The sequence below is a fragment of the Ruegeria sp. G12 genome (assembly GCF_056533565.1).
The window spans coordinates 394366-417831 of the sequence record NZ_JBQFOO010000004.1; the positions used below are offsets into that span (position 1 = coordinate 394366).

Genomic DNA, 23466 nt, shown 5'->3' on the forward strand with positions numbered 1-23466 from the left:
GGACCGGGACAGACATTTTGACATGCGTGCGCTTCTTTTCCTTCTCGGACTGACCCTGCTGACCAGCACTGCTTTTGCGCAGGACCGGGCGGCGGTCGAGCGGCAGTTTCAGACCTGGCTGCAGAAAACAGTCTGGCCGCAGGCCCGCGCCAAGGGGGTCTCGCGCCAGACCATGGATGCCGCTTTGGGCGGGGTTTCGCTGAACTGGGACTTGCCCGATCTGGTCCCGCCCGGCAGCGCGCCGAAGACACCCAAGACTCAGCGACAGGCCGAATTCGGCTCTCCGGGCCGGTACTTCAAGGCAAATACGGTGCAGGGGGCGGCCTCGGTCGGGCGCACGATGGCCAAACGGCATGCGGCCACTCTGGCGCAGGTCGAGGCGGAAACCGGCGTTCCAGCCCGCATAATTCTGGCGATCTGGGGCCGCGAAAGCGGCTATGGTCAGGTGCCGATCCGGCACGATGCGTTCCAGGTTCTGGCCACCAAGGGCTTCATGAGCACCCGTGCCGCGTATTTCGAAGCTGAACTGATTGCCGCCCTGCAGATTGCCGAGGCGGGCCATCTGCGGGGCAAGGCGATGAAAAGCAGCTGGGCTGGTGCGCTGGGGCAGCCGCAATTCATGCCGAGCAGTTTCCTGACCTATGCCGCTGATGGCAACGGCGATGGGCGGGCGGATATCTGGGGCTCGCCCGAGGATACCATCGCCTCAATCGGCAACTACCTGGCCCGCCATGGTTGGGTATCAGGGCGAGATTGGGGGTTCGAGGTGACGGTACCCGATACCGTTTCCTGCGCTTTGGAGGGTCCGGACCAGGGCCGACCCATCCGTGATTGGTCGAAATTGGGGATCACCCGTGTATCGGGCAAACCCTTCCCCGCACATGAACGGGGCGTTGAGGGCTATCTGATGATGCCAGCGGGCCGCAATGGTCCGGCCTTTATAGTCACGCCGAACTTTTACGTACTGAAGGATTACAACACGAGCGACCTTTACGCGCTGTTTGTCGGCCATGTGGGTGATCGCATCCAATACGGGGTCGGCGATTTCTCCGGGCGTTGGGGCAAGGTGGGCGGACTTTACCGCTCGGACATTGCCCGCATGCAACAGGCGCTGGTCCAACAGGGGCACGATGTGGGCGGCGTCGATGGGCTTCCGGGCTATAAAACCCGCCGCTCAATCGGGCGCTGGCAAGAGGCGAAGGGCCAGACGCCCACCTGTTTCCCCGAATCCGGAATGAAGGCCGGACTCGCCCCCTAGAATCCTAACTGATTCGCCGCCTGCGGGTGTTTTTCTGAACCCATTCATCCCGCCTGATATGTCAGGCTTCACGAAAATGTCATGATGATGAAGCGTTTCAGAATTTTATTTCGAAAGAGCCACCCGTTTCTGTGTCAATCGACCTTTGACCACACAAATACCCCCAAAACCCTTTACCTTTGGCCAAAAAAAGGCACGTTCCGCGGCAGTGAAAGATAGCTTTCGCAACTAATTTTCCGACACCACCTGCGACTGAGGGCGCAATTTTTTGCCCCGTCCGCGATCTAGATCAAAGCGCAGCTTAAGCAGATGCCGGAAACGCACAGGTAGATGAGCCCCCGCCACAGCCGTGGCGCGGCTTCTGACACCAATAAATGGGAGTAAACACATGAACAGAACAATCCGAACCTCGCTGGCGGGGCTGTTGACCTCGACCATGATCACCGGGGCCGCCTTTGCTGCTGGCACCCACCCCGTAACCGGTGAAGCGCTGGCGGAGGACCAGACCTTTACCTATCGGATTCTGGACGAGCACAGCTCGGTCGACCCGCAGGTGGTTGAAGATGTATCTGGCGCTGAAATCGTGCGCGACCTGTTCGAAGGCCTGATGAACCAGGACGAAGACGGCAATCTGGTGCCCGGTGTTGCCACTGGCTTCGAGGTCAATGACGCAAAAGACGTCTACACCTTCACCCTGCGCGACGATGCCAAATGGTCCAATGGTGATCCGGTGACTGCAGGCGATTTCGTCTTCGCCTGGAAACGTGCCGTCGATCCCGCGCTGTCCTCGCCCTATGCGTGGTTCATGGAACTGATGTCGATTGAAAACGCCGCCGAAATCATCGCGGGCAATGCCTCTGTCGAAGATCTGGGCGTCAAAGCCATCAATGACAAAACGCTGGAAGTCCGTCTGAGCGCACCGCTGCCTTACTTCCCGCAGATGACCACACACTCGACCACCTTCCCGGCCCCGCAGAAAGTGATCGAAGAATTTGGCGATGCGTGGACCAAACCTGAAAACATCGTGTCGAACGGTGCCTATGTCCTGACCGAGCACCTGCCGCAGGAACGGTCGGTGCGTGAGCGCAACGAAATGTACTGGGACAACAGCAACACCATCATCGACAAGGTTGTGTCGCTGGTGATCAACGATGAAAACGTCGCCCTGACCCGCTATCTGGCAGGCGAACTCGACCGTACCGAAATTCCCGCCGGTCAGTTCCCGCGTCTGAGCCAGGAGTACCCGGAAGAAGCGATCAGCTTCCCGCGCCTGTGTAACTACTACTACACCTTCAACCTGTCCGAAGGCGGCCCCGAGGCGTTCAAGGACCCCAATGTCCGTCAAGCCCTGTCGCTGGCCGTAGACCGCGCGATCATCACCGAAAAGGTTATGGCCGGTGGTCAGCCGCAAGCCTACACCTTTGCGCCCGAAGCAACTGCAGGCTTTACCGTCCCGGCGGTTGAGATGGCGTCGATGAGCCAGGCCGAGCGTGACGAACTGGCCAAGGAACTGCTGGCCGAGGCAGGCTACGGCCCCGACAATCCGCTAAGCTTCGAGATGGTCTACAACACCTCGGAAGACCACAAGAAGGTCGCCGTGGCGCTGAGCCAAATGTGGAAGCAAAAGCTGGGTGTAAATGTCGAACTGGCCAACATGGAATGGAAAGTGTTCCTGGAAGAGCGCGGCAACCAGAACTTTGAGCTGGCCCGTGGCGCATGGTGTGGCGACTATAACGAAGCCTCGACCTTCCTCGACCTGCTGCAGTCGGATTCGGGTTACAACGACGGCAAGTTCAACAATGCCCGCGTGGACGAACTGCTGAAAGAGGCCAAGACCTCGGATGATCCGGCACCGCTCTATACCGAAGTCGAGCGCATCATCGCGCAAGAAACCCCGGTGATCCCGATCTACCACTACGCTGGTGTCTACATGATGGACAGCGATGTCGGGAACTGGCCGGTCAACAATGTCGAGCAGAACTGGTACTCGAAGAATCTTTATAAGCTCGCCGAATAATCGTCTTTGAACCACGCTCTGTCCCGGGATCGCCCGGGGCAGAGCCAATAAACACGGGGGCATGAAATGCTTGCCTATAGTTTCCGGCGGCTGATGGTCGCCATTCCGACGATCCTTTTGTTGGTCGTTGCCTGCTTTTTTCTGATGCACGTCGCGCCCGGCGGGCCCTTCACCTCGGAACGGCCCTTGCCGCCGCAGGTGCTGGCCAATATCGAGGCGCGCTACGGGCTGGACCAGCCGCTGTGGAAACAGCTTTGGGACTATCTGTATAATATCGTGGTGCATTTCGACTTTGGCCCGTCCTTCAAGTTCAAGGACCGGGACGTGAATGACATCATCGCACAAGGCTTTCCGATCTCGCTGACCTATGGCTCGCTCTCGTTTCTGTTTGCCACGGCCATTGGCGTCGCGCTGGGGATTGCTGCAGCGATCCGCCACAACACCTGGATCGACTACTTCGCCGTTGGTCTTGGCATCGCCGCGCAAGCGCTGCCGAACTTTATCATGGGCCCGATCCTGATACTGACCTTCACCCTGTGGCTGGGTTGGCTGCCGGGCGGTGGCTGGCACGGGGGCCAATGGCAATATCTGGTCATGCCAGTGATCGCGCTGGCCACGTCCTATATGGGATCGATCGCGCGGATCACCCGGTCGTCGATGCTGGAGGTTCTGAATTCGAACTTCATCCGCACCGCGCGCGCCAAGGGCCTGCCGACCAGAACCGTGATCTGGCGTCACGCACTGAAACCGACGTTGCTGCCGGTTGTGTCCTATCTGGGGCCGGTCTTCGTCTACGTGCTGACCGGTTCGGTCTTTGTTGACATCTACTTCTCGACCGGTGGTCTAGGTCAAGCCTATGTGAACTCGGCGCTGGCGCGGGACTATGCGGTGCTGCTGGGGGTCACGATCCTTTATGGCACGCTGACCGTCATCGTGAACCTGCTGACCGACCTGGCCTATGCCTGGTTCGATCCGAAAATCCGCTACTGAGGGGCTGGCAATGCTTGGAAAATCTCAAAAAGCCGCCCAACTGGCCGAAGATGTCACCGATTACACGGTCATTCAGGGGCGATCACTTTGGCAGGACGCGCGGATGCGTTTTGTTCGGAACAAAGCCGCGATGGCGAGTGTCTTTATCCTCGGTATGATCGTGCTGTTCACGATCCTCGGTCCGTATTTTGCGGTCTGGAACAACGAAGAAATCGATTGGAACGTCATGGGTGACGTGCGCGGCATGGGGATGCCCTCGGTCGAGACCGGGCATTTTTTCGGCGTCGATGATCTGGGGCGTGACCTGTATAGCCGCGTCATTCAGGCCACCACGACGTCGCTGCTGGTGGGTCTGATCGGGGCCGCGACGGCGCTGATCGTGGGTACCTGCTATGGCATCGCCGCCGGATATATCGGCGGGCGGACCGACAGCGTCATGATGCGCTTTGTCGACATTCTGCTAGCAATCCCGGCCACGCTGGTCATCATTCTGCTGCTTGTCGTGGCGGGGCGGTCGTTCTTCATGCTGTTCATCGCGCTTGGCGCGGTGGGCTGGCTGACCATGGCGCGGATCGTGCGTGGGCAGACCCTGACGCTCAAGAACCGCGAGTTCATCGAGGCCGCCCGCGCCGCCGGTGTCAGCGAGTTCACCATCATGTACCGTCACATCCTGCCCAACTTGCTGGGCGTGGTGATCGTCTATGCCTCGCTGCTGGTACCCGAGATGATCCTGACCGAGAGCTTTATCTCGTTCCTGGGACTTGGCATTTCGGAACCCTACACCTCGCTGGGTCGTCTGATCGCCGAAGGGGCCGGTACGATGAGCTATGGCACCTTGTGGCAGTTGATGTACCCGCTGACTTTCTACGTCACCATCATCATCACGATGTTCTTCATCGGCGATGGCCTGCGTGACGCTCTGGACCCGAAGGATCGCTGATATGAGTTTGTTCTCCGTCAAGGACCTGAGCGTCCAGTTCGACACCCCCGATGGTGTGGTCGAGGCCGTCAAAGGCATCAGTTTCGACATCAACCCCGGCGAATGCCTTGGCATCGTGGGCGAAAGCGGGTCGGGCAAAAGCCAGACCTTCATGGCTGCAATGGGACTTTTGCCGCCTGCGGGGCGGGCACTGGGTTCCGCCACTCTGAACGGTCAGGAAATTCTGAACCTGCCCGTAAACAAGCTGAACCAGATTCGCGGTGCCGATGTGGGCATGATCTTTCAGGACCCGCTGACCGCACTGACCCCGCATTTGCGGGTCGGCCAGCAAATGCGCGAGGTTCTTCAGATTCACGAGGGCCTGCAGGGCTCTGCCGCCCGCCAACGTTGTCTGGACTGGCTGAACCGTGTGCGTATCCCCGAGGCTGCGCGCCGTCTGGATCAGTATCCGCACGAGCTGTCGGGCGGGATGCGCCAGCGCGTGATGATCGCCATGTCGATGCTGTGCAACCCCAAGCTGCTGATCGCGGATGAGCCGACAACGGCGCTGGATGTGACCGTTCAGGCCGACATTCTGGACCTGATGGTGCGCCTGCAAAAGGACGAAGGCACCGCAATTGCCCTTATCACGCACGACATGGGCGTGGTTGCACGGATGTGCGACCGCATTCAGGTCATGCGCATGGGTGAATTTGTCGAGGCTGGTGATACGCGTGAAATCTTCCGCACGCCAAAGCACGACTATACCCGGACGCTGCTTGAGGCGATGCCCCGGATCGACGCTGGTGATGCTCCCAAGGCGCTGGCCAAGGTAGAAGACCCATTGCTTAAGGTCGACGACGTCAAAGTGCATTTCCCGATCCATGTCTCTGGTGGGCTTTTCGGGAAGAAAGTGCCGCTGAAAGCGGTCGACGGGGTCAGCTTTGGCATCCGCAAAGGTGAAACTTTAGGCATCGTCGGAGAATCCGGCTGCGGCAAATCGACATTGGCACGGGCGGTTCTGCAACTGATCGAACCCAGTGCGGGCAATGTAAGCTGGCTGGGCCATCCCATCGTGGGGCTGAAACGGGCCGAGTTGAACAAGTACCGCAAGGATCTGCAGATCGTCTTTCAGGACCCGCTGGCCAGCCTTGATCCACGGATGACGATCTCGGCCTCGATTGCCGAACCGCTCAAGACCTATCGCCCCGACCTGACCGAGCGTGAGCGCAAAGAGATGGTCGCCGAGATGATGGAACGTGTGGGTTTGAATGCGAACATGATCAACCGCTACCCGCACGAACTGTCCGGCGGGCAGAATCAGCGGGTCGGCATCGCACGGGCGATGATCAACAAACCCAAATTGATCATCTGTGACGAGGCGGTTTCGGCGCTTGACGTGTCCATTCAGGCTCAGATCGTTGAATTGTTGCGCGAACTGCAACAGGAATTCGGGTTGTCGATGATCTTCATCAGCCACGATTTGTCTGTCGTTCGCGCGATCTCGAACCGGATTATGGTTTTGTATCTGGGCCGTATCGTGGAATTGGGGGATGGCGAGGTGATTTGTTCCGAACCGATCCACCCGTATACACAATCCCTGATTTCCGCAGTGCCGATCCCGGACCCGGATGTCGAACGCAACCGTCAGCGTCTGAAACTGCCGGGCGAGTTGCCTTCGCCCATGGATCCAAAAGCGGCTTTACGCTTTCTGCCCAGTCGGTTGACAGGGGGCGAAACCAGCTATGTTCCCAAGCTGACCGAAGTCTCGCCCGACCATTTCGTAGCTGAACACGATCCGCTGGAACAGATCATGGGAACCGCCTGAATGAATGCCCCGAAACCGAAACGCCGGTTTCGGGGCTTCTGCTATGTAATGACACCCAAGGCAGAAGCCGCCTTTAAGGACCAATCGCAGCGTTTGTCTGGGCTCCGCTCTGTGAACTTCGTCATTTAACAAGCGGCCACAAAGGTTAATGGTTGGTTTTGACTCGCAAGCGTGCAGATGGCACGATTTGACCTATTGGTGCCCGGTTTCACGGGCCGTGTTGAATGACCAGGCTTCGCAGCCTATTAGGAAGTTCCGGATGCTATTTGCCCTTCCGGTTGAATATTGAGTTTGAGAGGCATCATGACACGCAAGGTCACTAAAGCGATTTTCCCGGTAGCTGGATTGGGAACGCGTTTCCTTCCGGCAACGAAATCCGTGCCAAAAGAGATCATGACATTGGTCGACCGCCCGCTGGTGCAATATGCCATCGATGAGGCTCGGGCCGCCGGAATCAAGGAATTCATCTTCGTCACCTCGCGCGGAAAATCCGCCCTCGAAGACTATTTCGACCACAACCTGGTGCTGGAACAGGAACTGAAAGCCAAGGGCAAGGACGAGCTGCTGGAACGGCTAAACGCAACAAATATGGAAAGCGGCGCCATCGCTTACATCCGCCAGCACAAAGCGCTGGGACTGGGCCACGCCGTCTGGTGCGCGCGGCGGCTGATAGCGGACGAGCCTTTTGCCGTAATGCTGCCGGATGACGTGATCGCGGCAGACAAGCCCTGTCTGCAACAAATGATCGAAGCCTATGAAGAAACTGGCGGCAACATGGTCGCCGCGATGGAAGTGCCTGCGGAAAAAACCAGTTCTTATGGGGTTCTGGACGTTGGCGACTCGGTCGGCCCCGTTCTGCGCGTCAACGGAATGGTGGAAAAACCCAAACCCGAGGAGTCGCCCTCGAACCTGGCCGTTATCGGGCGTTATATCCTCAGCCCCTCTGTTCTCTCCAACCTGAACGAAAAGAAGACTGGAAGCGGCGGGGAGATCCAGTTGACAGATGCGATTGCAAAAGACATCGAAAACGACGTTCCGGTCTTTGGGTACAAGTTCAACGGGCAGCGCTTTGACTGCGGATCGAAATCGGGTTTTCTGCGGGCAACCGTGGCCTTTGCCCTCGCCCGCGACGACCTGCGCGACGATCTCGGGCAGTTTCTGCACGATGTCGTTGCAACAGGGCAAGCGGCGCAATAACCGAATGCCCGTTTTCCTTACTGCGATTAAAGCGATAAAACCCGCCCAAAGCAGCGCAGGGGTCCCAATACGATGAAAACTGTCTATCCCGTCATTCTATGCGGTGGGTCGGGCACCCGTTTGTGGCCGCTGTCCCGCAAAAGCTATCCTAAGCAGTTTGTCCCCTTGTTGGGTGAGACAAGCCTGTTACAAGATTGCGCCGAGCGCATGCGCGGGCCGGTCACTGCGCCCTACGCAAAGCCGCTGATACTGACAAACGAGGCCTTCCGCTTTGTGGTGCCCGAGCAGTTGACCGCCATTGGCATCGACCCCGGCCCGGTGCTGATCGAACCCGAGGGGCGGAATACCGCACCCGCCGTTCTGGCCGCGGCCCTGCATTTGGCCGCCACGGACCCGGACGCGGTGATGCTGGTCGCGCCGTCCGATCATGTCTTACCGGACAAACCTGCCTTCCATCAGGCCGTCGCCAAGGGGGTTGAGGCCATTGGTGCGCGCAGGGATCTTGTGACCTTTGGCATCACGCCTGACCGGCCTGAAACGGGATACGGTTATCTCAAGCTGCGCCATGCGCCGGACGCTAGCGGCGTAGCGGTGCCGCTAGACCGGTTTGTTGAAAAGCCAGACCTCGCAACCGCCGGAACGATGGTTGAAGACGGTAGCTATTTGTGGAATTCGGGCATCTTCCTCTTTGGCGTGCAGGATATCATCGCCGCTTTTGAAGAGCACGCCGCCGCCCTGGTTGATCCGGTGAAGCAGGCCGTGGCCGCGGCAAAAGCTGATCTGGGGTTCCTGCGGCTTGACCCCGACGCATGGGCGAACGTTGCAGATATCTCGATCGACTATGCTGTCATGGAAAAAGCCAGCAATCTCAGCGTGGTTCCTTACGCGGCGGGCTGGTCCGACGTTGGCAGCTGGTCTGCCGTTCAGGAGCTCAGCCACCCCGACAACAACGGCGTCGCCACGACCGGCGAGGTCACGACGATTGACTGCCACAACGTTCTGGTCCGCTCGGAATCGCCCTCGCAAGAGGTGGTCGCGCTTGGGGTCGAGAACATCGTCGCGGTGGCCATGCCCGATGCTGTTCTGGTCGCCAGCATGGACAAGGCTCAGGACGTCAAACAGGCGGTTGCCGCGCTCAAGGCCAAAGGCGCGAAACAGGCTGAAGAACTGCCGGTAGATCACCGCCCCTGGGGCTGGTTCGAAAGCCTGGTGATCGGGGATCGCTTTCAGGTCAAACGCATCCATGTGCATCCCGGCGCATCGTTGAGCCTGCAGTCGCACCATCACCGGTCGGAGCACTGGATCGTTGTGGAAGGCACGGCCAAGGTCACGATTGACGACGACGAACGGCTGGTGACCGAGAACCAGTCGGTCTATATCCCGCTTGGCGCTGTCCACCGGATGGAGAATCCGGGCAAGGTGCCCATGGTGCTGATCGAAGTCCAGACCGGTACCTATCTGGGCGAAGACGACATCATCCGATACGAAGACATCTACGCCAGAAGCTGAGGCAGGGAAACGCACAGCACTGGTCTTTGCCTCTGGTTTGCACCCCAATTCTTAGCAATACCTTACCCGGTCGTCCTCTCCGGTCAGACAGGATTCATGCGCGTCGCTGCAGGTTGGCGCGCAACTGAAATGTCGGACCGACAGCCACAGGAGGACGCCCGTGTCACAGAACTCTCCCCGATTGAACCTGCCTTTCCTGCAACCCTCGCAGGCGCAGAAGCATGTCACGCATAACGAGGCCCTGCGCCGGTTGGATCTGGTGGTGCAACTGAGCGTCCTATCGACCAACGGCACGACCCCGCCCCCTGCGCCGGATCAGGGTGAGTTGTATGCGTTGGGCTCCTCCCCTTCGGGCGATTGGGTCGGGCACCCGAATGAGCTTGCCGCGTGGCTGGACAACGCCTGGCATTTTGTGACGCCGGGAACCGGCTGGCGTGTTTGGGATCAGGCGAGCGGTCAGATGAAGGTCTGGGATGGAAGCGCATGGATCGACCCGCCGGTTACAACCCAAAATCTGGCGGGCGTCGGCATCGCCACCAGCTATGACAGCGCCAATCGGCTGTCGGTGCGCAGCCCTGCCACGCTGCTGAGCCATGACGGCGCGGGCCATCAGTTGAAGATCAACAAGGCCGACACGGGCGACACAGCCTCGCTGCTGTTTCAGTCCAATTGGACCGGGCATGCCGAGATGGGCCTGTCCGGCAGCACCGGCTTCTCTATCAAAGTCTCGCACGATGGCGGCAACTGGACCGAGGCGCTGGCGTTCGATCCTACCACCGGAACCGCAAGAGGTGCGGCGGTACAGGCCAGCGCGGATGACACCACAACCGGTCGTCTGATGCGCGCGGATTATGGCTATGGGCCGGGCAATCTGTTGGGGTCGGTCTCTGAGACCTCCGGCACCCCGACCGGTGCCGTGATTGAGCGCGGCAGCAACGCAAATGGCGAGTTTGTCCGGTTTGCGGATGGCACGTTGATCTGCACCACCGAACTGGTCGCAGTGGCCTGCACCACGGGCGAGGGTGCGCTTTTTGCCAGCACTTCAACAACATGGGATTTTCCGGCGGCTTTCGCTGCCGCCCCTGCTGTTAGTGGTAGTGGCGGGGCTTCCGGGCGGTTCCTCGGCTTTGATGCACCGTCGATATCGCAAGTGACCTGCAAGGTTTTGTCAGCCGTGTCGGACTCCACCAGTCAGCCGCCGACCGTCACAGCGATTGGCCGCTGGTTCTGAACACCGCAGCCGCCCGCCCCCGGCGGTCGGGCGGCTATTTGGCGCGTAAACTCTGATCCGATTGCTCAAGAAACCACGCATAGGTATCGCGCAGTCCGTCTTCAAGCCCGATGCTGGCGCGCCATCCCATATCGCCAAGACGCGACACATCCATCAGCTTGCGCATCGTTCCGTCGGGTTTGCTCGTGTCTTGTGTAATCCGGCCCGAGAATCCGACGGTTTCCGCCACCAGCGCTGCAAGTTCGGCAATCGAGATATCCTCGCCACAGCCCACGTTGATATGGCTCAGCATGGGTGACGTATTGGCAGCGTAGACATCGCGCGGCAGGTCGAGCACTAACAGGGACGCCTCGGCCATGTCATCAACATGCAGGAACTCGCGCCGGGGTTTGCCGGTGCCCCAGATGACCACTTCGTCCAGACCGTCTCGCTTGGCCTCGTGGAGCCGGCGGATCAGGGCGGGCAGGACATGGCTGTTTTCCGGGTGGAAATTGTCGCCCGGCCCATACAGGTTCGTTGGCATAACCGAGCGGTAGTCGACCCCGTGCTGCCGGTTGTAGCTTTCGCACAGCTTAATCCCGGCGATTTTCGCCACCGCGTAAGGTTCGTTGGTGGGTTCCAGAATTCCGGTCAGCAAGGCGTCTTCTCGCATGGGCTGCGCAGCTTCGCGCGGGTAGATGCAGGAACTTCCCAATTGCAGCAGCGTCTTCACACCTGCCGCAAACGCCTGATGGATCACGTTGCATTCGATCATCAGGTTTTCATAAATGAAATCAGCCGGGTAAGTGTTGTTGGCTTGAATGCCACCGACCTTCGCAGCAGCCAGAATCACCACGTCCGGCTGCTCGGCCTGCATAAAATCGCGCACCGCCGATTGGTCAGTCAGATCCAGTTCGGCGTGCGACCGGGTGACGAGCTCCAGCGCTTCGCCGGCGGCCTGCCGCTTTTGCAACTGGCGTAGGATCGCGCCGCCAACCATGCCGCGGTGGCCGGCTATGTATATCTTGCGCATGCCGCCCTCCCTCAGCCGTTTTCCAGACTGACCGGCAGAGCGAATCCGTGCTCTTTCAACAGCGCGTGGCGTTTTGCGGTTTTGAGGTCCGCGGACACCATTTCGGCGCACATTTCCTGAACTGTCAGTTCCGGCTCCCACCCCAGTTTGGTTTTGGCATTGCTCGGATCACCCAGCAGCGTGTCCACCTCGGCCGGGCGGAAGTATTGCGGGTCGATGCGCATGATCACATCCCCTGGCTTCAATGCAGGCGCGCTGTCGCCGTCGATGGCTGCCACGGTGGCAATCTCATCTACACCACTACCGGTGAACTCCAACGAGATACCAAGCTCAGCCGCCGACCATTCGATGAACTGACGCACCGAGTATTGCTTGCCAGTGGCAATCACAAAATCCTCAGGCGTGTCCTGCTGCAGCATCAGCCACTGCATCCGCACATAGTCCTTGGCATGGCCCCAGTCGCGCAAGCTGTCGATATTGCCCATGTACAGACACTCTTCCAAACCCTGCGCGATATTGGCCAAACCGCGCGTGATCTTGCGGGTCACAAAGGTCTCACCCCGGCGCGGGCTTTCGTGGTTGAACAGGATGCCATTGCAGGCATACATCCCATAAGCCTCGCGATAGTTCACCGTGATCCAATAGGAATACAGCTTGGCCACCGCGTAAGGCGAGCGCGGATAAAACGGTGTCGTCTCGCGCTGCGGGGTTTCCTGTACCAGACCATAGAGCTCAGAGGTTGAGGCCTGATAGAACCGCGTTTTACCCTCAAGCCCCAGAAAGCGGATGGCTTCGAGCAGGCGCAAGGTGCCGATGGCGTCGACATCCGCTGTATACTCTGGTGCTTCAAAGCTGACGGCGACGTGGGATTGTGCACCAAGGTTGTACACTTCATCCGGCTGCACTTCGCGGATGATACGGGTCAGGTTCGAGGTGTCGCTCAAGTCGCCATAGTGCAGGCGCAGCTTGGGGTTGGGCTCATGTGGGTCTTGATAGATATGGTCGATGCGCTGCGTGTTGAACGAGGAGGCCCGCCGCTTGATCCCATGAACTTCATAGCCTTTTTCCAGAAGGAACTCAGCCAGGTACGATCCGTCCTGCCCGGTGATACCGGTGATCAATGCTGTCTTGGTCATGGTTAGCCTCACAAAAGCCCGTGCTCCGATGTGGTGTCTCAAAAACAGCAAGAACCGTTGGAATGCAAGCCAAGGCCGCTATCGGGCATTGAAACTGACGGCGGTTTCTTTGAATGTAGGCGCGCCGTCGGCGGTATTTGGTAAGAAGGACTTTGTTGAATGCGTATTGCGATGATCGGCACGGGCTATGTCGGCTTGGTGTCGGGCGTGTGTTTTTCGGATTTCGGTCATGAGGTGATTTGCGTCGACAAGGCCGACCAGAAAATTCAGATGCTGCAAGCGGGCAAAGTTCCGATCTATGAGCCGGGACTGGATGTGCTGATGGCCAAGAACGTTGCTGCCGGGCGTCTGAGCTTTACCACCGATCTGGCGACGGCCGTGGATGGCGCGGATGCGGTGTTCATCGCTGTGGGCACACCGACACGGCGTGGCGATGGCCATGCGGACCTGACCTATGTGATGGCCGCCGCGGAAGAGATCGCAAATGCCGTGACCGGCTACACCGTGATCGTGACCAAATCCACGGTGCCGGTGGGGACGAACCGCAAGGTGCATCAGGTTGTCGCCGCAGCGAACCCGGATGCGGATTTCGATGTCGCCTCGAACCCCGAATTCCTTCGCGAGGGCGCAGCGATCGACGATTTCATGCGCCCGGACCGGGTTGTCGTCGGCATCGAAAATGACCGCGCGGCCGAGGTGATGGCGGAAATCTACCGCCCGCTTTACCTGCGCGACTTCCCGATCCTGACCACCGATCTGGAAAGCGCCGAGATGATCAAATACGCCGCCAACGCGTTTCTGGCGACCAAGATCACCTTCATCAACGAAATCGCGGGCTTGTGCGAGCGTGTTGGCGCGGATGTCAAAGAAGTGTCGCGCGGGATCGGACTTGATGGCCGCATCGGCAACAAGTTCCTGCATGCGGGGCCGGGCTATGGCGGCTCGTGCTTTCCCAAGGACACCACCGCTCTGGCGCGGATCGGCCAGGACTTTGCCCATCCGATGCAGATCACCGAAACGGTCATGCGCGTCAATGACGAGGTCAAGAAGCGGATGGTCGATAAAATCCGCGAGGTCTGCGACGACAGTTTCAACGGCAAGACCGTGGCGGTGCTGGGCGTGACGTTCAAACCCAACACCGACGACATGCGCGACGCGCCCTCTCTGACCATCGTGCCCGCCCTAATCGGGGGCGGCGCAAAAGTGCGCGTGGTCGATCCTCAGGGCCGGTCTGAAGGCGAGGCATTGCTGCCCGGTGTCGAATGGATGGACGATCCCTATGCCGCAGCGCAGGACGCGGATGTCGTGGTCCTGCTGACCGAGTGGAACGAATTCCGCGCCCTGAAGCTGACCGACCTGTCCGAGGCGATGAGAACCCCCCGCATGGTCGATCTGCGCAACATCTACTCGAAAACCAAAGCGCTGAGTTCGGGGTTCGAGACCTATGTGGGCGTCGGGCGCTGAACGCGCCCCGCCTATTCCGCCAGCCAGATTTTGCGCCGCCGTTCCTTGACCAGTTCATTACCGTCTTCGGTCCCGTCATGGAACGTGTTGAACCACTCGTCCCACGGCGTCTCCCACGTGCCGTAGTTGCAGTCGAAGAACCGGTGATGCAGCTGGTGAAAGAAATCGCCCAGCTGAAACTTCGCCTTGTTGCCCAGTTTCACATGTTCAAACCCCGCGTGCGAGGTGGGCGCGCCGATCCCGTGATGGAACAGCAGAAAGATCGCGTGAATCGGGTGGGCGGGCAGCAGGAAGAAGATCATCGTGTCGAACATCAGAAAGAAGCTTTCGACAGGATGCATCGCCAGCCCGGACCAGGGGCCGGTGTTGATGTTGCGGTGATGCCAAGAATGCACCTTGGTATAAAGCGGCCCCACATGCAGCAGCCGGTGCAGCCAGTAGAAATGGAAGCCCGCCCAGATCGGCACAAAGATCACCATCACAACGAACCAGACCGGGTTGCTGTTGAAGGTGATCATCGTGGCCCAGCCATTGGCGTAGGAATAAAGGATCAGGCATTCCCAGAATGTCCAGAAAGTCAGCGCAGGGCCAAGCGTCCAGAACATGTTGTCCCAGACCTGATTTTTGAAGGTAAAGACCTTGGCCCCTTTCATCATCGGGCGCATGTCATAGCGGTATTCGTCCTGCTGGGTGCGGAACTTCCACAGGGCCAGGTGCAACCCGCCGGCCACCACCATCAGGATGCAGAAATTGCGGAACCAAATCTCTGCCACCCAGTCCCAGCTGAAGGTTTCGATCCGTGCCAGTGACGGTGTCAGGAAGGTCCATGTGATGATGGCAAAGACAAACAGTAAGGCCCGCAACGCCAACGGGTTCCAGCTTTGCAGCAGGTACCTGAGTGCCGCCAAAGGTTTCATCGGCCAGTCCCAATAGGGTGAGGTCTGGATCGGCAGTTGAGGCGTATAGTTCCAGATTTTTCGCTTCGGGCGCGGTGGCAGGGCGGGCTGGGGCATGGCATGACATCCGTTCTGATCGCTGACTGAAATCATAGGCTGGCCGCGTGAAGGCTCAGAACGTATTGTCTTGCCCGTGAGGATAAGTTTTGCTTAGCCTGATCGCATGGCCACCCGCATCCCATCGCTCAACTGGCTTCGCGTGTTTGAAGCCGCCGCCCGCACTGAAAGCTTTTCGCGCGCAGCGACGCAATTGAACATGTCAGCCGCTGCCGTCAGCCAGCAGGTCAAAGCGCTGGAAACCCGGCTTGGCACGCCATTGTTTCATCGCCACGCCCATGCGGTGACCCTGACCGAGACGGGCCGCGCTTATCTGCCCTCGGTGCAGCAATCGCTTTTGATGCTTGAAACGGCGACGACCGGGCTGTTTGGCGAAACGCGCGAGCAGCGGCTTTATGTGCAGTCGGTGCTGCTGTTCGCGCATGGCATTCTGGCCAGCGGTTTAGCGGAATTTCAACGCGCGCAGCCTCAAATCAACCTGTCGCTGTCCACAGGCAATCTGATCGCGGATTTCGCCAACCGGTTCACCGATCTGCAGATCGTGTTTGGCAACCCGGCGCTGTTCGGCACCGAAGGCGACGAGTTGCTGCGCGAGCGTCTGTACCCCGTGGCCTCGCCCCATACCGCGGCTGCAATCAAATCGCCGCAAGACCTGTTTCAATTCACCCTGATCGAGGTTTCCACCCACCGCGCAAGCTGGTTGCATCTGTTCGAAACCCTGAGACTGCCCGCAGGGCGGGCGCGGTATTTCTTTGCCGACAATTCGCTGATGGCCGCGGAACTCGCCGCCAGCGGAAGCGGAATTGCACTGGCCCGCGCCCCTGCATCAGACCGGATCATGAAACTGTCAGGGCTCGTGCCTTGCCTGCCGGGGGTCGAGGTGTCCGGGCAGGAAGCCTACCACCTGATCTACCCATCGCGCGCCTCTCTGCGACCCTCGGCGCGGGTGTTTCGGGATTGGCTGCTGGACTACAGCGCCGCAGTCCAGACGCGATAGCGCCCCTGCCCCGTCACCTCGCGGATCAGGTTGCGCCGGGTGAAACGGTCGATATTGCGTTGCACCGCTGCTCGGGACGCGCCGGTCAGTTCCTCGGCCAGCGGGGCCGATACCATGGGCCACGCGGTCAGAACATCAATCAGGCGTGGCGGTGTCCGGCCGCTCAGATCTTCCACCGCTTCGCGCGCGCGGATCTCCCAGGCGCTCACCCGGTCGAGATGCAGCAGAGCCGCCAGAACCGCCTGCCCTGCCCCCTGCACCCAGGCCGCCAGCTTTTTGCCGGGCTCACCGGTCCCCCGCAGCGCACCCGGCCCCGACAGGGCCAGCGGCATGAACAGCGCCCCGCCCCGGCCCATCGAAGCTGCGTGGCGGGCGGCGACAATGGCGGCCTCGGTATCCTGCCCGATCCCCTGCGACAGCGCACGCCAGGCATGAAAGGCGATTGCGGCCTGCGTTACCGGGTGCAGACCTTCTGCATTGCGCATCACCTCAGCCAGATCGGCTACGGTTTCGGGCACTTCTTCGATCCCCTGCGCCATCCGGTCCAGAAAGGCGGTCAGTCCGGCCTCCCACCCACCGACGGAGGGCGCCGCTCCGCCGGTCAAGCGCCGCACTGCCCATCCGGCACGGAACAGGGCCTGTACATCGTCCCCGGTCGCGCCGATCCGCAACCCGGTCCAGAGTGCCAGGCGATCCACGCTGATGCGATCGCCTGTCCACCAACCCAGATCGGACACATCCATAAGGGCGAGGCGATGGGTCCACCCCTCGGGCCCCGCCCGCAACCGTTCGTCCAGAGCACCGAAGGTCAGGGCAAGATCGGCCAGTTCAGCCGACAGCCCATCCTGAGCTGCACGCCAGTCGCGCGGGTCAAACAGCGTCCGGGTATCGGCCCGTGGCCCCGGCGGCAGAAACGCGTCCTGCGGCTCGTCATCCTCGGGGGGCAGAAACCAAAGGTCGTCTTCGGATGGGTCCGTGTCATAGATGCTCTGAGGCCCCAGATCCTCGGCCTCGTCATCCGGTTCGGGCATGACACGTTTCGACTTCATGCCCGGTATTCTTTGGGCATTTGCGCCGCTTCACAAGGGGTTTTCTGTCAGCCCGAGAAGGATTGCATCAAAACGTCCAGTTCACCGCCCAGATCCGCCTGCGCGCCGTCCCCCAAGACCATGTAACCATACCCGTCCTGCGCCCAGGTCGCGGTTGCCAGCCCGCTGAGAACCGCGTGTTTGACATCCTTGTTCGGAGCCGCCGGACCCTGACGGATGACACAGAAGGCAAAGGGCTGCCCTTGTTCGTCGGCAAAAACGATCTGGATCAAAGGCTTGCCCTTGAACGACAGAACCTGCGCCCGTTTCAGCTCTAACCCCGGCAACCCTTCCAGCGTCTCGCGGTTCAGGGACCGGCCCAGCCGCTGCTCCGCCTGCGCGAATTGTGCATCCAGCAAGGCAGGCGTGCTGTCCAGCGCCGCGATCGTTTCGGGCGCATAGAGAGATTGATAGATCGCGGCCTGTTCGGCCCACCCCATCGGGGCCGGGCGGGTCGCCCAGAAGGTCAGCGCGATGGCTGCAATCACGGCAGAGGCCGCAACGGCAACCAATCGAAGGACACCCCCGGCGCGTTCCGGTTCTGGCAGGTCGATAAACGGGACTTCCGACGGCAGCTTGTCGAAAACCTGCTGCACCATCGGGGCAATCGGATCGAGCGCCATCATGCGCTGCTCAAGCTCGGCATCATCCTCAACCGCAGCCTCGATGGCACGGCACTGGTCTTCATCCAGCGTGCCGTCCAGATAGGCCAGAAGTGTGTCGTCAGAGACCTTCATTTGCCACTCCGTTGCGCGGCCCCGGCCGCCTCATGCTGCATCACGGTTTTCAGCTTTCGCCGCGCGTTCGACAGGCGGCTCATGATCGTGCCGATGGGAACCTCCAGCAGCGCGGCGGCCTCGCGGTAGCTGTATCCTTCGACAAACACGAGCATAACCGTTTCCCGCTGCGCCTCTGGTAGGTGCATCACCTGAGTAAACACTTCAGACGCGAAAATATTCGTCTCGGCATCCGGCCCGCTTGCGACCAGATCAGCCTCGGGCGTCACCGACAGCGCCTGCGCCCGCCGTACCGACCGCGCGCGCACCTCGTTCAGCCAGATTGAGCGGCAAATTGTCATCAGCCAGCTATCCAGCCGATCATGCGATGTCACCTGATGGTGCCGCTCCAGAGCCCGCAGACAGGTGGCCTGCACCAAATCATCCGCCACATCCGACGCCCCCGACAACGCAAGAGCAAACCGCCAGACGCGTTTCGAATGCGCCTGCACTGCCCGCCGTACGGCTTGTTCGGAAGTGATCTTAGTGCTCATTGACCAATACATGACCTGTTTGTGCCACGGACCGGGCCCGTTCGATAAGGAGTGACATACAAGTTCGGGGAGGGAAATGAAACTTCTGTTGAGAGCGGGAACGATTACGGCAGCGTATGCTCGAAATCCCCACTCTATCGACAGATTGGACACCGACCCCTACGGCTCGCATATGACTTGCGGCGCGATCAAAAAGGCACCGTGAGCGAAGTGAACGGTCTCATCAATCCCAGTGGCCAGATCAGCCCAAACGGCAAGACCGAGATTGAGATCGACCTGTCCTAGCTTGAAATCACTGCTGACATTCGGAACAACCGCATGATTGAATATGTGTTCAACAATGCGGGAGTTGCGAGCCGTGTGATAGAGTCCGGTCTGGCCGAAATGTCAGGCTTCTGAGCGACTAGAACGCTGACTTCTATCAAAGTGCTGAGTACGCGCCCAAGCCAAACTAGGCGATGGGCGTTTAGACCTTGTCCACTAGTAGCCGCTTGAGCTTGGTATTCTCGTCACCAAGGACCTCATTTTGGCAACGTCGGATACCTAACTACCGCCGTATTTGGACCACCGCTTGTAGAATGTCGCATCGCTGATCCCACGTCTGCGACATAGTTTCTGAGCGCCGAACCAGCTTGATGCTCTTTCAATCTGATCTTCGCTGAAACGGCTTCTTTTTTGTCTGTCTCCTCAATTGGAGAACAGGCTAACCCGACAGGCCAGACATCTCAGGGGGAGCGGGTCACAACTCTTGTAATTACGCCAATCTTGCAGGTTGTTGACCACAACCCAAAACGGCCAATCTTGGCAACATCACCCTGTTATTTTGGGGATCAGAGAATTGTAAAATAAACTCAGGTAACGCTGCTCGCCCTTTGTTGGTGTGAAAAACTTGTGCGCTTTCTGCCTATGTTGTGAACATACGAACCGCCACCTGCTGATGAACAGGGACACAGCTAATATACTCGTAGCGATACCCAGTACGCTCAATGTACTCTTGGAATGCTTTGTACTCGTGTTGCTCCCATCCCGAGTAATTGAAGTATTCGTCGAATACGAGAATGACCTCATCTTTAAAGTGCGGGTGCAGGCAATCAAAGATAGTTTTAGTGGAACTGTAAAGATCACAGTCAATGTGGACAAATCCGATTTTCTGCTTCAGAGACGCTGCAAAATCCGGCAGAGTTTCATCGAACCAGCCCTCAATAAGTTTGATGTTTTCACGGACCTCCGGCAGATTGTCGAGCGAGAAGAGGCCTTTGTCGAAACCTTCGCGCCACTTCTCTGGAAGACCCTCAAAGCTGTCGAATCCAAAAATTTCGGCATCTGAGGCCGCGTTTTCTGCGATCAAGTTGATTGACCGCCCAAGATACACACCGAACTCCAGATAGATGCCCTGCTCACCCGCCTCTTCGACGCAATCGCGCAGAAAAGCATCAAGTGTTTGAAACATCTTAGCCTTGTTGAGATGTCGATTGAGGTACCTTGCCGACGAAAAAGCGGCCTCGAGTTCTGCGATACTGCGCAAATCATACCCATCAACCGGTGGGTGATACAATGGCAGTCGAAAAGCTGGCGGTGCGTCACTCAAGCGGGCAGTTAGTGCCTTCAGTTCTTCTACCGAAGCCTCGATTGACTTGACCCGATAAGCTGTGGGCCTCACTTTGCGCCGTAGCTTTGCCGCCAAATGAGAATACCAAGGCTTTTCGGTTGTGGTCATCTCTATGCCCTCTGAATGTATCTTGCCGTTTATCGCCGGAACTCCTTATAGGCTTTCGCCTTCGTGTCAATCGGTGCATCTTTTTGATATGAGAGAAACAGGGTGACGGGGTTACGGAAGGGAGTAGTTTCAACATTGCTTCCAGCACCGAGCCCGAAGAGTATGTGACAAAACAGCCATTGATCGTAACCGCTTAGGAGAAAACGGCAATCTCCTTTCCCGCAGCCATTTCGGTTAAATGAAAATTGCTCCGACCCGGACATCCCGCGTCTGTCGCTGCGTCCGAGATTTGCTTAACGTGGGTGTATCCAAAAGTTAGACTACGGTGCCTATCCGATTGCTGCCGGATGGTAGACGCCTCGGATCGCGTGCCGAAAATCGCAGCGTATTGCCCCTCGCGCAGGACGTCAAACAAAGGCGCGCAAGTCAAATTTTCCCGGTTGTGGCTTGTTAGCGTCTGTTGCTAGAAGTCGAAGTTTGCTTCTGCTGGCTGGAGACCCAGCAAGTTCCCAGAAATGTCTCGGTTCCAATCAATCGAATAAGCCCTTGGCGGGGTAAGAACCCATTGTTTTCACGCCTATTTTACTGTATCAGAAAGTCAACTCTGGATGAGAAATGCGTGTTTTCAGTCAATTCTAATCCGTAAGAGCACACTTGGGTTTTTTGGAAAAACGCGTCCACCGAGCTTTCGCGATGCAAACGCGACACAGGCGTGGCACCAAAAAACGTTCGAAATTGATTACAAATTGTGACGCGCCAGAATAGCTCCCTAAAGTGCGGTTGTATCGATAGGATCAGACGAATACCGTAAGGCAGAGGCCACATCTGGACTTCAGAATTTTCGTCCATTTTGGCTTACCATAGGGAAGTCGCCAATTTCGCCGAAAAGGCTTGGTTCGTGCCTCAAAAATGACAACTTAGGCGTGAATTTTGCCACAGATTATTACACTCAAGGCCACACAATGACCGTTAATATACCAAGCCCGCCCTCATCCTCACCAGTCAGTTCAATTCAGGGGAACGTAGCTTACGGGGATGGCAATCCTAATACCACTACTGTCCTCACTTATAATTTTGACCAATACAATGGGTCCCAATTTTGGTCCTCAGCATACAAAGCGGACTACAGGGCAGCACTTGACGCCATTGAAGCGGTCGCAAATATCCAGTTCGTCGAAGTCTCGGATTGGTCAAACGCCGATATCTACGCAGTGATTGCATCCTATCCAAGCAGCTTTTTTAATTCTCCCAATACCTTGGGCTACCATTACGGACCGTCGTCGCTGCCATCGGAAGGTGCATTTAACACAGGCTATTGGCAGGCCGGTCCGGGCGGGAACGGCGATCCCGGTGGTTATTTCTTTACCACTTTGATTCATGAACTCGGTCACGCCCTTGGGTTAGGTCACCCTCATGACAACAGCTTGGGAACGACAATAATGAACGGCGTAACGTCACCGTTCGGTTCCTTCGGGGCTGGTAACCTGAACCAAGGCTTCTTCACTGTTATGTCTTACAACGACGGATGGACACAACGTGATGGCGTGCTAAGAACTGACGCCACATACGGCGGATCTACTGGGTTCGGCGCTCTGGACATTGCCGCATTGCAGGCAATGTATGGAGCGAATAACTCGACCAATGGGGGCTCGAACACCTACACTCTTGCGTCCTTCAACACGGCCGGCGTTGGTTACCAAGCCATTTGGGACACGGGCGGAATTGACACGATTCAGCATACCGGCAGTAGCAACGCTCGAATAGATCTACGTCCGGCAACCTTGGACTACACGACACTTGGTGCAGGAGGCGTGTCCCACGTAAACGGTGTCAAAGGTGGCTTTTCTATTGCTGCTGGCGTCATCATAGAAAATGCATCGGGTGGTTCTGGCAACGATACGATCTTTGGTAACGCTGCCCAAAATACACTGAATGGCAATGGCGGCAATGATGTCATTCATTCACGTTCGAATGGCACCAATAACAACACGATCAATGGTGGGGGTGGGAACGATACAATTTACCTGGCCAACGGTTCCGGCGCTGATACTGTACACGGCAACCAAGGAAACGATCTCGCTGTTGTCAGAAACAACACCGGATCATTCATAGGTGGATCAGGCACAGACACAGTTCGGTTCGTGAGCGCCACCAGCAGCTATTTATTTCTGAACAACGGATTCGAGTATGAGTTCTTTGACGTCATAGACCGAACTACATTCACAGTCGCATTTGACGTTGAGCTTTTTGAGTTCTCAAACGGATCGCAAAAGTATGATATATCGAGTTTGACCGCAGCCACTCAAATAGTGGATATCGAGACTACGGGCACAATATTGCAACATGCTGCGCAGGGGATTTATCTGCTTGGTGGCAGCACGGCCAACATTGCTGTGACCCGTGACGGAGCGGTAATAGGCGAAAATTCCATCAATAGCTGGCAAGCCTTGCAAGTTCAGGCCAGTTTTTCTGGCGGCTATAAAATGTTGTGGCAACATACCAACGGTAGCTACCGGGAGTGGACGCTCGACTCCAGCGGAGCATTTCTCTCTGGTCACGCCGTCAACAATGTCGTTGATGTGGAAGCGTTCTATGGTGTCGATCTCAATAACGATGGCACAATCGGGCATGTCACCACCCCAATTGAGAATGCAGGATCGTCGACCCTCGCCTCGTCAACACGCGGCATGTATCTGATCGACGGCAGCACCGAGATCACCTGGAACGGCGCCACCATGGGGCCAGACAGCCTCAACGGATGGAGCGCCATTCACGTCGAAGCCGACGGCGGTGGATACCGCGTCCTGTGGCAGCACAACA

At 58.2% G+C, this 23466-nt stretch carries 18 protein-coding genes; 11 read left to right on the forward strand and 7 right to left on the reverse strand.

Annotated elements, in window-relative coordinates; translation table 11 throughout:
* Window positions 1–22 precede the first annotated feature (22 nt).
* The 8 genes from ACR0JN_RS12330 (at window position 23) to ACR0JN_RS12365 (ending at window position 10949) form a co-directional block, all read left to right on the forward strand.
* Complete coding sequence (locus ACR0JN_RS12330) at window positions 23–1258, forward strand: lytic murein transglycosylase (RefSeq protein WP_480885946.1); 1236 nt, start codon at window positions 23–25, stop codon at window positions 1256–1258.
* 388 nt (window positions 1259–1646) lie between these two features.
* Window positions 1647–3275, forward strand: coding sequence for a peptide ABC transporter substrate-binding protein (locus ACR0JN_RS12335; RefSeq protein WP_480885948.1), 1629 nt, complete (start codon window positions 1647–1649; stop codon window positions 3273–3275).
* Between the two features lie 66 nt (window positions 3276–3341).
* Window positions 3342–4265: an oligopeptide ABC transporter permease OppB gene (gene oppB / locus ACR0JN_RS12340; protein ID WP_480816232.1), complete on the forward strand. Its 924-nt coding sequence runs from the start codon at window positions 3342–3344 to the stop codon at window positions 4263–4265.
* 10 nt (window positions 4266–4275) lie between these two features.
* A complete protein-coding gene (locus ACR0JN_RS12345; protein ID WP_480885949.1) occupies window positions 4276–5205 on the forward strand; it encodes an ABC transporter permease subunit in 930 nt (309 codons plus the stop codon).
* Window position 5206: 1 nt separating this feature from the next.
* Window positions 5207–7012 carry an ABC transporter ATP-binding protein gene (locus tag ACR0JN_RS12350; RefSeq protein ID WP_480885950.1) on the forward strand — a complete coding sequence of 602 codons (1806 nt, stop codon included), beginning with the start codon at window positions 5207–5209 and terminating at the stop codon, window positions 7010–7012.
* 303 nt (window positions 7013–7315) lie between these two features.
* Window positions 7316–8209: a UTP--glucose-1-phosphate uridylyltransferase GalU gene (gene galU / locus ACR0JN_RS12355; RefSeq protein ID WP_480816235.1), complete on the forward strand. Its 894-nt coding sequence runs from the start codon at window positions 7316–7318 to the stop codon at window positions 8207–8209.
* A gap of 72 nt (window positions 8210–8281) precedes the next feature.
* Entirely contained in the window at window positions 8282–9718 is a 1437-nt protein-coding gene (locus tag ACR0JN_RS12360; RefSeq protein WP_480885952.1) for a mannose-1-phosphate guanylyltransferase/mannose-6-phosphate isomerase, read from the forward strand.
* 160 nt (window positions 9719–9878) lie between these two features.
* Entirely contained in the window at window positions 9879–10949 is a 1071-nt protein-coding gene (locus ACR0JN_RS12365) for a DUF2793 domain-containing protein (protein ID WP_480885953.1), read from the forward strand.
* A 34-nt stretch (window positions 10950–10983) separates the two neighbouring features.
* Here ACR0JN_RS12365 and fcl read toward each other — a convergent pair whose 3' ends face one another.
* Both fcl and gmd read right to left on the reverse strand, forming a co-directional pair.
* Window positions 10984–11961 (reverse strand): GDP-L-fucose synthase, encoded by a 978-nt coding sequence (gene fcl, locus ACR0JN_RS12370; protein WP_480885955.1) that lies wholly within the window; start codon window positions 11959–11961, stop codon window positions 10984–10986.
* An 11-nt stretch (window positions 11962–11972) separates the two neighbouring features.
* The gene (gene gmd, locus ACR0JN_RS12375; RefSeq protein WP_480885956.1) at window positions 11973–13097 is read right to left on the reverse strand and encodes a GDP-mannose 4,6-dehydratase; all 1125 of its coding nucleotides are present in this window, start codon (window positions 13095–13097) and stop codon (window positions 11973–11975) included.
* A 159-nt stretch (window positions 13098–13256) separates the two neighbouring features.
* On the opposite strand from gmd, the gene ACR0JN_RS12380 reads away from it, so the two are divergent.
* On the forward strand, window positions 13257–14561 hold the full coding sequence (locus ACR0JN_RS12380; protein ID WP_480885958.1) for a UDP-glucose dehydrogenase family protein: 1305 nt from the start codon (window positions 13257–13259) through the stop codon (window positions 14559–14561).
* Window positions 14562–14572: 11 nt separating this feature from the next.
* On the opposite strand, the gene ACR0JN_RS12385 is transcribed toward ACR0JN_RS12380, so the two are convergent.
* The gene (locus ACR0JN_RS12385) at window positions 14573–15574 is read right to left on the reverse strand and encodes a sterol desaturase family protein (protein ID WP_480885960.1); all 1002 of its coding nucleotides are present in this window, start codon (window positions 15572–15574) and stop codon (window positions 14573–14575) included.
* Window positions 15575–15680: 106 nt separating this feature from the next.
* Here ACR0JN_RS12385 and ACR0JN_RS12390 point away from each other — a divergent pair, with 106 nt between their 5' ends.
* A complete protein-coding gene (locus ACR0JN_RS12390; protein ID WP_480885961.1) occupies window positions 15681–16571 on the forward strand; it encodes a LysR substrate-binding domain-containing protein in 891 nt (296 codons plus the stop codon).
* Here ACR0JN_RS12390 and ACR0JN_RS12395 read toward each other — a convergent pair.
* From ACR0JN_RS12395 to ACR0JN_RS12410, 4 genes are all read right to left on the reverse strand, one after another.
* The gene (locus ACR0JN_RS12395) at window positions 16544–17620 is read right to left on the reverse strand and encodes a helix-turn-helix domain-containing protein (protein WP_480885963.1); all 1077 of its coding nucleotides are present in this window, start codon (window positions 17618–17620) and stop codon (window positions 16544–16546) included. The genes ACR0JN_RS12390 and ACR0JN_RS12395 overlap by 28 nt on opposite strands.
* A 47-nt stretch (window positions 17621–17667) precedes the next feature.
* On the reverse strand, window positions 17668–18396 hold the full coding sequence (locus ACR0JN_RS12400; protein ID WP_480885965.1) for a hypothetical protein: 729 nt from the start codon (window positions 18394–18396) through the stop codon (window positions 17668–17670).
* Window positions 18393–18929, reverse strand: a complete 537-nt coding sequence (locus tag ACR0JN_RS12405; protein WP_480885967.1) for an RNA polymerase sigma factor — start codon at window positions 18927–18929, stop codon at window positions 18393–18395. The genes ACR0JN_RS12400 and ACR0JN_RS12405 overlap by 4 nt, the downstream gene beginning before the upstream one ends.
* A 904-nt stretch (window positions 18930–19833) precedes the next feature.
* The gene (locus ACR0JN_RS12410; protein ID WP_480885969.1) at window positions 19834–20646 is read right to left on the reverse strand and encodes a class I SAM-dependent methyltransferase; all 813 of its coding nucleotides are present in this window, start codon (window positions 20644–20646) and stop codon (window positions 19834–19836) included.
* 923 nt (window positions 20647–21569) lie between these two features.
* Here ACR0JN_RS12410 and ACR0JN_RS12415 point away from each other — a divergent pair.
* Window positions 21570–23466: M10 family metallopeptidase C-terminal domain-containing protein (locus ACR0JN_RS12415; RefSeq protein WP_480885970.1), on the forward strand; the 1897-nt coding region annotated here is incomplete at its 3' end.